The sequence below is a fragment of the Trueperella abortisuis genome (assembly GCF_030811095.1).
In the GTDB taxonomy this organism is placed as follows: domain Bacteria; phylum Actinomycetota; class Actinomycetes; order Actinomycetales; family Actinomycetaceae; genus Trueperella; species Trueperella abortisuis.
Genome location: NZ_JAUSQL010000001.1, coordinates 248,101 through 260,805 on the forward strand (window position 1 = coordinate 248,101; position 12,705 = coordinate 260,805).

Below are 12,705 nucleotides of genomic sequence, written 5' to 3' on the forward strand. Positions count from 1 at the left end.
ACCATGCTGGAACAGGCAACACTCGACCAGATCGCCGCGGAGCTGGCCGACGCCGACCGCCACCGCACGGTGATCAAGCGCATCACCGCGCGCTACCCCGATGCCACAGTGGAGGACTCCTACGCCATCCAAGCCGCCTGGCGCGACCGCGAGCTGGCCAGCGGGCGCTGGATCGTGGGCCGCAAGATCGGCCTGACCTCCAAAGCGATGCAGGCCGCCACCGGCATCAGCGAGCCGGACTACGGCGTCATGTTCGACGACACGGTGTACGAAACCGGCTCCGTCATCGACTACGACAGGTTCTTGAACGTGCGCATCGAGGTCGAGCTCGCCTTCGTGCTCAAGGACCCCCTCGAGGGGCCCGGCTGCACGCTCTTCGACGTGCTGCGCGCCACCGAGTACGTCACCCCGGCGCTCGAGATCCTCAACTCCCACATCGAGCTCGAGGGCCGCACGATCGTGGACACCATCTCGGACAACGCCGCCTACGGTGCCATGGTGCTCGGCGGCAATCCGATGGGCCCGCACGAGATCGACCTGCGCTGGGTGTCGGCCCTGCTGTACAAGAACGAGACGATCGAGGAGACCGGCGTGGCGGCCGGCGTCCTCAACCATCCCGGCACGGGTGTGGCCTGGCTGGCGAACAAGTTCGCCCAACACGGGGATCGCCTCGAGGCCGGCGAGGTCATCCTCGCCGGCTCCTTCACCCGGCCCATGTGGGTTGAGCGCGGAGACACCGTGCTGTGCGACTACGGAAGGATGGGGACGATCTCATGTCGTTTCGTGTAGAGCTCCCGCCCACCTTCGGCCAGCTCCTGCGGGAGCGGCGGGCGGTAGGCGCTGGCGCTGATGGCGGCGCTGGTAGTGGCGCTGGTGGTGGCAGGCGCGGGCTGGTCGGCATGTGGGTGACGTCCGGCTCGACCGTGAATGCGGAGATCTGCGCGGGCGCGGGCCTGGACTGGATCCTCATTGATGGTGAGCACGCGCCGCTTGGCCTCTCCCAGATCCAGGCCCAACTGCAGGTCATCGCCGCCTACCCGACCACCCCGGTGGTGCGGGTGCCGGTCAACGACTGGGTGGTCATCAAGCAGTTCCTCGACCTCGGCGCGCAGAATCTCCTTGTGCCGATGGTCAACACCGCCGAGGAGGCCGCGCGGGCGGTGCGCTCGGTGCGCTACCCGCCGGCGGGAGTGCGCGGCGTTGGCTCGGCGCTTGCACGCGGAGCCAGGTGGAACCGGGTGCCGGACTATCTGACGCGCGCCAGCGACCTCGTGTCGCTGACCGTGCAGATCGAGTCCGCGGAGGCGGTGGACAACGTCGAGGCGATCGCCGCCACCGAGGGCGTGGACGCCATCTTCATCGGCCCCTCCGACCTGGCCGCGTCGATGGGGGTGATCGGCCAGCAGGCCCATCCCGATGTCGTGGCGGCCGTGCACCGCGCCATCGAGGCGGGCCGGCGGGCCGGCAAGCCCGTGGGTATCAACGCCTTTGACCCCGCCCTCGCCCACTCCTACCTGGATGCCGGGATCGACTTCATCCTCGTCGGGGCCGACGTGGCCATCCTTGCCCGGCAAAGCGAGCACCTGGCGGCCGAGTACCTCGGGGACAGTGCCTCCTACTAGTCCGCGTCGACCGACCCACGCGGGACGATTTGGGCCGCATCTTCATATATACGAAGATGCGGCCCAAATCGTCCCGCGAAGGGCAGGCCTCTCGCCGATGCGGCCTGGACGGCCGCTTACCCCTCGAGCTTGAAGGCGCGAACCGGGTTGCCGACCACCAGCTCGCGGATTGCCTCCTCGGCCTCATCCATCTCCAGGCGGTGCTCGGCCACCAGCTTGGCCACGTAGCCGGCATCGATACGGCGCGAGACGTCATGGCGGGCGGGGATGGAGCAGAAGGCGCGGGTATCGTCGATGAAGCCCGAGGTGCGGGTGAAGCCCGCAGTCTCGGTGACGGCGCCGCGGAAGCGGACCATCGCCTCGGGGGCGTCGATGAACCACCACGGCACGCCGATGAACACCGAGCGGTAGAACCCGGCCAACGGCGCAAGCTCACGCGAGTAGACCGTCTCGTCCATGGTGAACGGGATGAGGTGAAGGTTCTCCGAGTCCCCGAAGTCCGCCAGCGCGGGCTGAAGTGCGGCGGCGAACTCAGTCTTGAGCGGGATGTCGCAGCCAACGTCGGCGCCGTACTTGTTGAACGTGGGCGTGTGGTGATTGCGGTAGACGGACGGATGCATGGTCATGACCAGCCCGTCCTCCGAGGCCATGCGCACCTGCTCGTAGACCATGGAGCGGCGCAGCGCGTCGGCATCGTCGGGGGAGACCTTGCCCGCAAGGGCCTGCTGATAGATGCGCTCAGCGTCGGTGTCGGAAAGGCGTGCCGTTCCCGGATCGCGGTGGGAGTGGTCGGTCGAGATTGCGCCGGCCGCCTTGAAGTAGGCCCGGCGGTTCTCCATCGCGGCGTTGAAACCGGCCCAGGATGTCGTATCCACGCCCGACGCCTCCGACAGCGCCGCCATCAGCTGCGGCCAGTCGGCGCGGGCGGGCTCGAGGTACTTGTCCGGGCGGAAGGTCGGCACGACGATGCCGTCGAAGGTCTCGCGGATCTTCTTGTGGTGCTCGAGGGAATCACACGGATCGTCGGTGGTGGCGAGGAACTGGATGTTGAAGCGCTTGTACAGCGCGCGCGGGCGATACTCCGGCTCGGCAAGGCGCTCGGCGATCTGGTCGTAGATCTGGTCCGCGGTCTCCGCCGACGGGCGCACCCGCACGTCGAAGTAATCGAACAGCTCGTTCTCCATCCAGTATTTCACGGGCGTGCCGCGGTAAAGCCACCAGTTCGAGCACAGGATCCGGAAGGCGTTGCGGGACTGCTCCTCGCTGAATTCCTTCTGCCCCACGCCGAGCTCGCTGAGCTCCACGCCGTGGCTGTGCAGCATGCGGTTGACGTAGTGGTCGGGGGTGATGAGGAGGGAGGTCGGGTCCGTGAAGGGGATGTCGTCTGCGATCCACTCCGGGGGGACGTGGCCGTGCGGGGAGATGATCGGCGCGTCCTTGATGAGGGAGTACAGGTTGCGGGCGATCTCGCGGGTGGTGGGATCGGCGGGGAAGAGCCGATCCGGGTGCGGCTGGAGTTTCATGAGTGCCTTCCTATGCGTCGGGGCCGGCGGGGCGGCGGGTGATGGGCGGTCTGAGCGGGCGGCGGGCCGTGGCCCGCCGCCGTCGGTGGGACGGCGGCCGCGCTGAGACGGCGTGGGCGTGCCTGCGGTGGCGCGCCCTTGGCTTAACTCTATGTGTCGACTGCGAACGTGTCATGCGTTTCGCGGAATTAAACGCCCATTTCTGGTTGTGAAATAGTACATGGCGAAGGTCCCCCGCGCAGTCGCATAATCTTGATAGTCTCAAAATAGCTTGGAAGACGCACGCAAGGCTGCCGCGTCGACGAGTACAACCACGGCCAATGCTGGCTCACACACATGGGGTAGCACTCGTACCCCGCATGCTAAGGAGATCCAATGAAGAGACGTTGGAACCTTCTCGCTCTCGCGGCAAGCGTGTCGCTCCTGCTGTCCGGCTGCGCCGGACTGGGAGGCATTCAGCTTGACTCGGTGGGCGAGGCGGATACCGTTTCATACTTCAAGGTCGCCCTCAACCAGTCGGAATCGCATCCGTCCTTCAAGGCCCTTGAGAAGTTTTCTAAAGACGTCGCTGAGCGTACCGATGGGCGCTACGTGATCGAGGTCTTCCCCAACGAGCAACTCGGCTCGCAGCAGGAAGTCCTCCAGTACGTCAAGTCCGGCGCCATCGAAATGGCGATCGTGTCCGGTACCCAGCTGGAGAACATCAACCAGGACTTCCGCGTCCTCAACATGCCCACCACCTTCAGCTCCATCGACCACCAGATCAAGGTCATCAAAGAGCCAGAGATTGTCGGCAACCTCTTCGCCTCCCTTGAGGACAAGGAAAATATCACGGTGCTCGGCGGCTACACCCAGGGTGAGCGTCACATCTACACCACGTATGGTCCGGTGCGTACGCCCGCCGACCTCGCGGGCAAGAAGATCCGTGTCCAAGAATCCGACATGCACATCGAGATGATCAAGCTCATGGGCGGATCGGCCACGCCGCTGTCCTACGGCGAGGTCTACTCCGCGTTGCAGGCCGGCGTGCTCGACGGCGCGGAGAACAACATCGTCTCCTACAACACCGCCCGGCACATGGAGGTGGCGCCCTACCTGTCCTACACCAACCACCTGGTGGGCCTGGACTACATGATCATGCGCAACGACCTCCTCAAGGCCATGCCCGAAGCTGACCGTGAGATCCTCTACGACTGCTTCTACGAGTCCATGGACTTCCACACCGACCTGTGGAAGAAATACACCGAAGAATCCAAGGCCATCGCGGAGGAGCACGGCGCGACCTTCTACGACGTCGACAAGGAGGCCTTCGCCAAGGCGCTCGCCCCGATCGTCGACATGTACGTCTCTGACGGCTACCAGCGCGAGCTCTTCGACGCCATTCGCGCGGCCGACACCGAAGGGGGTCAGTAATGGAACGCGTCCATCACTTCACCACTAAATTCCTCGGCTGGCTGTGCATCATCCTGTTCGTCGGCCTCGTCTTCTCCACCACGTGGCAGGTCTTCTCCCGCCTCGTCCTCCACTCACCGGTGACCTGGTCTGAAGAGCTGGCCAAAATGCTCTTCGTCTGGCTGTCTTTCCTCGGGCTTGCATTTGTGTACGGCGAGCGCGGCCACATGGCCGTCGAGTTCCTTGTGCTGAGGGCCCCCGAGCGCAGCCAGAAGGTCTTCGCGATCTGGTCCCACGTCGTCTCCCTCGTCCTCGGCCTCGTCGCCCTCGTGTGGGGCGGCTGGAACGCCGCGATGAACGCCTGGTCGCAGAATCTGACCGCCCTGCCGGTGAACATCGGTTCCGTCTACCTCGTGCTCCCCATCTCCGGTGTGGCGATCGTGCTTTACGCGATCTACCACATCATCGAGATTGCCACCGGGCGCGAGTCCAACTTCCCCATCCCCGAGGCTGAAGCCGCCCTCGAGGAAGCAGAAAAGATCATGATTGAGGCCGAGGCCGAGGGTAGCGTCGTCGACGACGCCGCGGGCGCGGCTGGCGCTGACGGCGTCGTTAACAAGGGCGCAGGGGCGGGTAACGCCGCTGGCACGAAGGGAGCCCAGCTGTGACACCTACCGCTGTTGCAGGACTCATCCTGCTTGTTGGAATCATCCTCCTGATCGCCACTTCGGTGCCGATCGCCGTGGCCATCGGCCTGCCCACCGTCATCGCGGCGATGGCGGTGATGAACCCGGACGTGGCCGCCATGTCCATCGCGGGGCGCATGTTCACCGGCGTCAACTCCTTCTCGCTGCTGGCCATCCCGTTCTTCGTGTTGGCCGGCGTGCTCATGAACTCCGGCGGCATCGCGGCCAGGCTCATCGACGCCGCCAAGGTGCTCGTGGGCCGGATGCCGGCATCGATGGCGCTGACCAACGTGGTGGCTAACGGCCTATTCGGCTCCGTGTCTGGTGCGGCCGTTGCCGCCGCCTCCGCCATCGGCACCATCATGAACCCCCGCATGGTCAAGGACGGCTACTCGCGCGAGTACACCGCCGCCGTGAACGTGGCCTCCGCGCCGTCGGGCATGCTGATCCCGCCGTCGAACACGTTCATCGTGTACTCCCTCGTGTCCTCCACCTCGATCGCTGCCCTGTTCATGGCTGGCGTCGGCCCGGGCACCCTGTGGGTGGTCGCGTGTATGATCGTGGCCCTCATCCTGTACTTCCGCCACGAGAAGAAGAACGTGGTGCAGGTGACTGAGCGCCCGAGCGCGAAGGTTATCGGCGTGACCCTGTGGCGCGCGATTCCGTCGCTGCTCATGATCGTCATCGTGGTTGGCGGTATCCTCGGGGGCGCGTTCACCGCCACCGAGTCTTCCGCCATCGCCGTGGTCTACTGCCTGGTGCTGGGCTTCCTGTACAAGAACATCAAGGTTAAGGACCTGCCGGGGATCATCATCAGCGCCACCCGCACCACCGCTGTGGTCATGTTCCTGGTGGCGGTCTCGGCCGGGTTGTCGTGGGTGATGGCCTTCGCACGCATCCCCGACATGATCGCCTCCGGCCTGCTGTCCATCACTGACTCGCCCACCGGCATCCTCATCATCATCATGCTGATCTTGCTGGTGGTGGGCACGTTCATGGATCCGACGCCCGCGATCCTCATCTTCGTGCCGATCTTCTTGCCCATCGTCACTGAGATCGGGATTCACCCGGTGCACTTTGGCGCGATGGTCGTCATGAATCTCTCGGTCGGCGTGATCACGCCGCCCGTGGGTAACGTGCTCTTCGTGGGTGCGAAGGTGGCCGGCTTGCGCATGGAGGCCGTGATCTCCAAGCTGTGGCAGTTCCTCGTGGGCATCATCCTGGCGCTGTTCGTGGTGGTCTTCGTCCCCGCGGTCTCGCTGTGGCTGCCAGGGGTGCTGGGGCTGATTTAGTCGGGAGGCGCGATGGCGGGAGCGCCCGCCATCGCGCCTGGCTCCCGCTTGCGGGTTCTACCTGCGGGTTCCGCTTGGCTCCCGCCCAGCTTGCGCCCCCGGGCCCGCGCGACCAACCGAGCCGGGTTTGACTTCAGTGGACGATTGTGGCGTCATCTCCCCATATACGGAGATGACGCCACAATCGTCCACGTTGCTTTGATCTCGGCCCGGCCCTCCGGCCCGGCGCCGGGTGCCGGGCCGGAGGGCCGGGCCGGGCAGGGCGGTGAAGCCAGATAGGGCCACGCCCAGGCAGGCCCAGACAGGACTGGACAGAGCCGGACGGGCTAGATCAAGCCGGGCGGGCGCCCGGCGCCCGGCGGGTTAGGCCCACTGCTCCTCGGCCCGGTCCTCCGACCACGTGGTGTGGAAAGTGCCCTCCATATCCACGCGCTGGTAGGTGTGCGAACCGAAGAAGTCGCGCTGGGCCTGGATGAGGTTGGCGGACAGGCGGGGCGAGCGCACGCCGTCGTAGTAGGCCAGCGACGACGTGAACGCCGGCACCGGGATGCCGGCCCCGAGCGCGGCGGTGAGCACTCGGCGCCAGGCGGGCACGGCGGCACCGATCTCGTGGGCGAAGAACTCATCGGCGAGGAGGAGGGGCAGGCCGGCGTCGCGGGCGTAGGCCTCGGTGATGCGGTCGAGGAAGCGGGCGCGGATGATGCAGCCGGCGCGCCAGATCTTGGCCAGCGCCCCGAGCTGGACGTCCCAGCCGTACTCGTCGGAGGCGGCACGGATCAACTCGAAGCCCTGCGAGTAGGCCACCATCTTCGAGGCGTACAGGGCGAGGCGGACGTCCTCGATGAAGGCGGCCCGGTCCGCGGGCGTCGCGGCACCCGCAAGCTCGCCCAGGTCGGAGGCGTGGCTCGGCAACGCGGACTGCGCGGCCTGCCGCTGCGCCACCGACGCCGACAGCGAGCGGGCGAACGTCGCCTCCGCGATCCCGGTGACGGGGATGCCAAGGCCGGCGGCGGTCTGGACGGTCCAGGCGCCGGTGCCCTTCTGCGAGGCGCGATCCGCCACGATGTCGACGAATGGGCGCCCCGTCTTCGGGTCCTCGTGGTGAAGGACCTCGGCGGTGACGTCGATGAGGTAGGACTCGAGGTCGCCCTTGTTCCACTCGGCGAAGACGTCGCCGATCTCGGGGGCGCTCATACCGAGCGCGCGCATGATCTCGTAGGCTTCGGCGATGAGCTGCATGTCGGCGTATTCGATGCCGTTGTGGACCATCTTGACGAAGTGGCCGGCACCGTCGGGGCCGACGTGCATGCAGCACGGCTCGCCGTTCGCCTTGGCGGCGATGGTTTCGAACATGGGGCCGAGGCGGTCGTAGGAGGCTGGGGTGCCGCCGGGCATGATCGCCGGGCCGAGCAGTGCGCCCTCTTCGCCGCCGGAAACCCCGGCGCCCACGAAGTGGAAGCCGCGCTCGGAGAGGGAGGCTTCACGACGTCGGGTGTCCATGTACTGCGAGTTGCCGCAGTCGACGATGATGTCGCCTTCCTCCATCTCGGCGGCGAGCTGTTCGATGACGGCGTCGGTGGCGGCCCCGGCTTGGACCATGATGATGGCGACGCGTGGGGTGGACAGGCTGGCGACGAAGTCCTTTATCGACTCGGCCGGGAAGAACTGGCCCTCCTCGCCGTGCTCGGCGATGAGGCGTTCGGTGCGGCCGACGGAGCGGTTGTGGATCGCGACCTTGAAGCCGTTGCGGGCGAGGTTGCGGGCGAGGTTGGCGCCCATGACGCCGAGGCCGGTCACGCCGATGTCTGCGATGGCGGGGGTGGGGGCAGGGAAGCTCATGATTCTCCTTTGTCGGTCTACCCTTCTAACTTACCGCTCGCGGCTGTGAATGGGTGTGCCGAAATGCCTCTGGCAAGCGCTTGATGCGATTGGGCGGGGCTCACGGGCGGTGAATTACGCAAGACTTTTCCCCCGAGCTTTGAAATCGCGCGCCAGATAGATTAGGTTGACCTAAGTGCATTAAGCAACGCACGGCTTTCGTAATGACCGCACGACGCGCTAGCGCCCGCTAGCGCCACATTGAAGGAGACACACATGCACCTTCCCAAGGTTATGAAACTCGCGGCCCTCACCGCCGCGAGCGTCCTTGCCCTGAGCGCATGCTCATCGGCCACCCCGGGAAAGACAAGCACCGCCACCGGTACCGAAACCACCGCCACCCAGGAGGCCACCACCGAATCCGCCGAGGCCACCTTCCCGCGCACCATCACCCACGCGCAGGGCCAGACGACCATCGAGGCCAAGCCCGAGTCGATCGTCGTGCTCGACATGGCGGCACTCGACACGATCGACGCCGTCGGCGCCGGCGACCGCGTGGTCGGCACCGTGACCGCCTCCGTCCCCACCTGGCTCAAGGATGCGGACGGCATCGACTACTCCAAGGTGACCTCCGTGGGCGGCCTCAAGGAGCCCGACATGGAGGCCATCGCCAAGCTCAAGCCGGACCTGGTGATCGTGGGCGGGCGCTCGGCGAAGTTCTACGAGGAATTCTCCAAGGTCTTCACGACGATCGACGCCACCCACTCGTGGAAGACGGAGGACTACTCGGCCACCGTCCCGCAAAACGTGGAGATGGTCGCGCAGGCCGTGGGCGCCGACGCCAAGGGCGCGGCCGCAGCCGAGGCCATCACCGCCAAGATCGCCAAGTACTCCGGCAAGGGTGAAGGCAAGGGTAACGCGCTCGTCATCATGACCAACGCAGGCGAAATCTCGCTCCATGACCGGGGCTCGCGCTGGGCGCCCATCTGGGACGTCTTCGGATTCGGCCAGGCCTACCAGAAGCCCGAGGCGGACGAGGGCCACAAGGGTGACAAGGTCTCCTTCGAGACCGTCAAGGAACTCAACCCGGACTGGATCTTCGTGGTCGATCGAGACGCCGCAGTCGGCAAGGCCGAGGCCGGCGACACCGCGCAACAGGTCCTCGACAACGACCTCGTCAACTCCACCACCGCCGCCCAAAACGGCCACATCGTCTACCTGAGCCCGGAGCGCTGGTACATCGTCATGACCGGCGCCACCAACTTCCCCGCCATGCTCGACGAAGTTGCTGATGCGATCAAGTAAGTCGATGGAGGCGTCCGCGCCCGACTCGGGCGCGGACGCGCCACGCCAACCGCAGGCCCACCCGCGCGGGGCGGAAACCGCCCCGCGCCGGCCAGGCCAAGACCGGCCTGGCCAAGACCGGCCCGGCCAGCGCCGCCCGCTCCAACCTCTCAAGCTCGAACAGTTCCGGGGTTGCCGCCACGCCGAATGCGAGGAGTCGCGCTCGTGTACGCGCTCGGCGCGCCGCGGCCACTTCCTTCGCGCGATGGGGATCATGGCGGGCGCCGTCCTCGTTCTCGGCGTCGTCTCCACCCTCATCGGCGGGGCAGACATGTCCATCGGGGCGATCCTGACCGGCGAGGCCTCCGCCAGCGACCTCCAAATCCTCTTCGTCTCCCGCCTGCCGCGCACCCTCGCCGTCATCCTCTCCGGCGCCGCGATGGCCGTTGCCGGCCTCGTCATGCAACTCCTCGTGCGCAACCGCTTCGTCGAACCGTCCACCACCGGCGTCACCGAATCCGCCGGACTCGGCATTCTCGTTGCCACCGTCTTCCTCCCCACGCTCTCCCTGCCCGGCAAGATGCTCATCGCCGTCGCCTTCGCGCTCGCGGGAACCGCGCTGCTGACGCTCATCCTGCGCAGCCTCGACCACCGCGACATCATCGTCGTCCCCCTCGTCGGACTCATTCTGTCCGGCATCATCGGCTCCGCCGCCACATTCCTCGCCTGGGAATTTCAGCTCCAAGGCACCCTCAACGCCTGGATGACCGGCGACTTCTCCGGCATCATCCGCGGCCGCTACGAACTGCTGTGGATCGTCGCCGTCGTCGCCGCCCTGGCCTACCTCTTCGCCGACCGCTTCACCATCGCCGGGCTCGGCGAAGACCTCGCCCGCAACCTTGGCCTCAACTACGGCGCCGTCCAGAGCGTGGGGCTGACCATCGTCGCCGTCGTCACCGGCATCACCACCGTGGTCGCCGGGCCGCTGCCCTTCCTCGGGCTCGTCGTCCCCAACCTCGTCTCCATCTTCCACGGCGACGACATCCGCCGCTCCCTCCCCCTCGTCGCCCTCATGGGCGCCACCTTCGTGCTCGTCGCCGACATCATCGGCCGCGTCCTCATCGCCCCCGCCGAGGTCCCCGTCGGCGTCGTCATGGGCATCCTCGGCGCCGGGATCTTCCTCGCGATCCTCATGAAGAGGGTGAAGAAATGACCGCTCACACCACCCGCGTCGCCCACGACGCCGCGCCCGCACCCGCAACGCCGGCCCTTGCCGCGCCCGGCTCGACCCCGCCCCCGATCGAGAAGGTCCTGAGCGCCCAGCGCGCCAAGTCCCGCCGGCGCCTCATCCTCGTCGGACTCCTCGCCCTCGCCGCCGGCGCCTTCTTCCTCACCTACGACGCCCTCGACGCCTGGGCCATCATCGGCGCGCTGCGGGCCACGCGGTTAGGGGCACTCGTCGTCGTCGCCGTGTCGCTGACCACCGCCACCGCCGTCTTCCAGGCAGTCACCCGTAACCGGATCCTCTCCCCATCCGTCATGGGCTTCGACTCCATGTTCCAGCTGGTGGCGACAGCCTCCGTCTTCTTCTTCGGCTCCGCAGCCGTGGGCGCCGTGCCCAACGCGATCATGTTCCTCATCAACACGGCCCTCATGACCGGGCTCGCCGTGTCCATGTTTTTGGCGGTCTTGCGTGGAAAACGCTCGAACGTCTACCTACTCGTACTCGTCGGGATCGTCGTGGGAACCTTCCTGCGCTCCGTCACCTCACTGCTCTCTACTGTGATGGATCCCGGCGAGTACCTCTCCGTCGCCGACGCCGGAACGGCCTCCTTCGCCGTCGTCAACTCCGAATCCCTCGGCATCTGCACCATCGTGGCGCTCCTTGCCGTCGCCTGCATCCTGGTGCGCAGCCCCGTGTGGGACATCTTGGCACTCGGGCCGGAGGTCGCGATCGGCCTCGGGCTCAACTACCGCCGGGAGGCGCGACTGGCGCTGACGGCGTCGTCGCTACTGGTGGCCTGCGCGACGGCGCTGGTCGGGCCGCTCATGTTCTTCGGGTTGCTCGTGGTCAACATTGCCCACTACGTCGGCACCTCCACCCGCCTGCGCGAGCTCATCGGGGTGTCGGCGGGCATCGGCGTCGTCGTTCTCGTGGGCGGCCAGGCCATCCTGGAGCACGTGATCGACCAGGCCACCATCCTGCCCGTTGTGCTGGAGCTGGTCGGCGGCCTGCTGCTTCTTACGATGATCGTGAAAGGAACTCGCCGATGATCGAGCTGACGAACGTGACAATGGCCTACGACGCCGACCCCGTGGTCCGCGACGTCACCCTCACCCTGCCCGATTCCGGCGTGACCGCGCTCATCGGGCCGAACGGCGCCGGCAAGTCCACGCTACTGTCCGGGATCGGGCGACTCCACCCGCTCCTCGGCGGGCAGGTGCGGATCGACGGGCGGACGCTTGACGAGTGGGACACCGACGCGCTGGCCCGCACCATCGCCATCCTGCGCCAGGAGAACCACCTCGCCATCCGGCTGACCGTGGCCGAGCTCGTGATGCTCGGGCGCCACCCGCACTCCAAGGGGCGGCGTACCCGCGAGGATTACGCACACGTCGCCGACGCCCTGCAGTGCGTCAACATGCGCGACCTCGCCGACCGCTTCATCGACGAGCTCTCCGGGGGCCAACGCCAGCGTGCATTCATCGCGATGGCCCTGGCCCAAGACACCACATACCTGCTGCTCGACGAACCGCTCTCCGCCCTCGACATGCGCCACGGCCGGGACATGATGCGTCACCTGCGCCGCGTGTGCGACGAGCGTGGCATCTCGGTGGTCATCGTCATCCACGACGTCAACACCGCCGCCGCCTACGCCGACACCATGGTCGCGATGAAGGACGGCAAGATCGCTCGCGTGGGGACGCCGGGCGAGGTCATGCGCGAGGACGTGCTGGGGCAGATCTTCGACGTCGAGGTGACCGTCGCCGAGCTGGGCGGGCGCCTGGTGGCCATGCCGGTCGCCTAACATCCGCACATGCAACACTCATTGAGTAGATGCCACACTAAACAGCGGGTTTTAATGTA

The 12,705-nt window shown here is 66.7% G+C and carries 11 protein-coding genes; 9 read left to right on the plus strand and 2 right to left on the minus strand.

Annotation, left to right across the window (positions count from 1 at the left end; translation table 11 throughout):
- Positions 1–3: 3 nt before the first annotated feature.
- The gene (gene hpaH, locus J2S45_RS00990; RefSeq protein ID WP_307634240.1) at positions 4–789 is read left to right on the plus strand and encodes a 2-oxo-hept-4-ene-1,7-dioate hydratase; all 786 of its coding nucleotides are present in this window, start codon (positions 4–6) and stop codon (positions 787–789) included.
- Entirely contained in the window at positions 774–1,622 is an 849-nt protein-coding gene (locus J2S45_RS00995; RefSeq protein ID WP_307634241.1) for an HpcH/HpaI aldolase family protein, read from the plus strand. The genes hpaH and J2S45_RS00995 overlap by 16 nt, the downstream gene beginning before the upstream one ends.
- A 116-nt stretch (positions 1,623–1,738) precedes the next feature.
- Here J2S45_RS00995 and uxaC read toward each other — a convergent pair whose 3' ends face one another.
- Positions 1,739–3,145 (minus strand): glucuronate isomerase, encoded by a 1,407-nt coding sequence (gene uxaC, locus J2S45_RS01000; protein WP_307634242.1) that lies wholly within the window; start codon positions 3,143–3,145, stop codon positions 1,739–1,741.
- Positions 3,146–3,520: 375 nt separating this feature from the next.
- On the opposite strand from uxaC, the gene J2S45_RS01005 reads away from it, so the two are divergent.
- The 3 genes from J2S45_RS01005 to J2S45_RS01015 are packed head-to-tail and all read left to right on the plus strand — an operon-like array spanning position 3,521 to position 6,515.
- Positions 3,521–4,558 carry a TRAP transporter substrate-binding protein gene (locus tag J2S45_RS01005; RefSeq protein WP_307634243.1) on the plus strand — a complete coding sequence of 346 codons (1,038 nt, stop codon included), beginning with the start codon at positions 3,521–3,523 and terminating at the stop codon, positions 4,556–4,558.
- The gene (locus J2S45_RS01010; RefSeq protein ID WP_307634244.1) at positions 4,558–5,205 is read left to right on the plus strand and encodes a TRAP transporter small permease; all 648 of its coding nucleotides are present in this window, start codon (positions 4,558–4,560) and stop codon (positions 5,203–5,205) included. Before J2S45_RS01005 ends, J2S45_RS01010 begins: the two co-directional genes overlap by 1 nt.
- Entirely contained in the window at positions 5,202–6,515 is a 1,314-nt protein-coding gene (locus J2S45_RS01015) for a TRAP transporter large permease (RefSeq protein ID WP_296931988.1), read from the plus strand. Before J2S45_RS01010 ends, J2S45_RS01015 begins: the two co-directional genes overlap by 4 nt.
- Positions 6,516–6,878: 363 nt before the next feature.
- Here J2S45_RS01015 and gndA read toward each other — a convergent pair whose 3' ends face one another.
- Positions 6,879–8,354 carry an NADP-dependent phosphogluconate dehydrogenase gene (gndA, locus tag J2S45_RS01020; protein WP_307634245.1) on the minus strand — a complete coding sequence of 492 codons (1,476 nt, stop codon included), beginning with the start codon at positions 8,352–8,354 and terminating at the stop codon, positions 6,879–6,881.
- A gap of 255 nt (positions 8,355–8,609) precedes the next feature.
- Between gndA and J2S45_RS01025 the strand changes: the two genes are divergently transcribed.
- From J2S45_RS01025 to J2S45_RS01040, 4 genes are read left to right on the plus strand one after another with little or no spacing between them, the layout of a single operon-like run.
- Positions 8,610–9,638, plus strand: a complete 1,029-nt coding sequence (locus tag J2S45_RS01025; RefSeq protein ID WP_307634246.1) for a siderophore ABC transporter substrate-binding protein — start codon at positions 8,610–8,612, stop codon at positions 9,636–9,638.
- Positions 9,625–10,830 carry an ABC transporter permease gene (locus J2S45_RS01030; protein ID WP_307634247.1) on the plus strand — a complete coding sequence of 402 codons (1,206 nt, stop codon included), beginning with the start codon at positions 9,625–9,627 and terminating at the stop codon, positions 10,828–10,830. Before J2S45_RS01025 ends, J2S45_RS01030 begins: the two co-directional genes overlap by 14 nt.
- Complete coding sequence (locus J2S45_RS01035; protein WP_307634248.1) at positions 10,827–11,891, plus strand: iron chelate uptake ABC transporter family permease subunit; 1,065 nt, start codon at positions 10,827–10,829, stop codon at positions 11,889–11,891. The genes J2S45_RS01030 and J2S45_RS01035 overlap by 4 nt, the downstream gene beginning before the upstream one ends.
- On the plus strand, positions 11,888–12,646 hold the full coding sequence (locus J2S45_RS01040; RefSeq protein WP_307634249.1) for an iron ABC transporter ATP-binding protein: 759 nt from the start codon (positions 11,888–11,890) through the stop codon (positions 12,644–12,646). The genes J2S45_RS01035 and J2S45_RS01040 overlap by 4 nt, the downstream gene beginning before the upstream one ends.
- The last annotated feature ends 59 nt before the right edge of the window (positions 12,647–12,705 follow it).